Consider the following 582-nt stretch of genomic DNA (forward strand, 5'->3'; position numbering starts at 1 on the left):
CGAGTCTCACATCTCAGCTGTCTTTTCCGCGATCGCGCAGCATCTGATATACGACCGAGTCATCAAGACGTCCGAGGCCCTCACGACGTCCTCGGACGTACAGCTGCTCAGCGGCAGAGGCGAGCGGCACTGGCTGATCCGCTTGCCGGGCTGCAGCATTGACCAGTCCCATATCCTTCACGAAAATGTCGAGAGCGGACGTGACGGACTCGAAGTTCCCCGTCACCATGCGGCTCCCTCGATCCTTGAACATGAAGGAATGAGCCGCGCCCCCGTTGAGCACCTCATGACACTGCTGAATGTCCAGGCCCATGGAATCGGCCAAGGCCAGAGCTTCTCCGGCCGCCGCAATATGGACGCCGCACAGAAGCTGATTGACGATCTTGAATTTCTGACCGTCGCCGACTTCATGTCCGACCACTGGGCAGCTCGAGGCCATCGCATCAAGAAGCGGTTGGACGGTTGCGACATCTTCTGCAGGGCCGCCGACCATGATGAGGAGGTCCCCCTTGGCAGCTCGAGCGGCACCTCCTGACACCGGGGCATCCACGACATGCGTGGTGTGCTGTGCAAGTGCGGCGG

At 60.8% G+C, this 582-nt stretch carries 1 protein-coding gene; it reads right to left on the bottom strand.

Annotated features, from left to right (window positions below; all coding sequences use genetic code 11):
• Positions 1–13: 13 nt before the first annotated feature.
• A partial coding sequence (locus IG178_RS24920) for an NAD(P)-dependent oxidoreductase (RefSeq protein ID WP_193215261.1) occupies positions 14–582 on the bottom strand: 569 nt, incomplete at its 5' end.

It is taken from the genome of Neoluteolibacter marinus (assembly GCF_014904755.1).
Taxonomy (GTDB): Bacteria; Verrucomicrobiota; Verrucomicrobiia; order Verrucomicrobiales; family Akkermansiaceae; genus Haloferula; species Haloferula marina.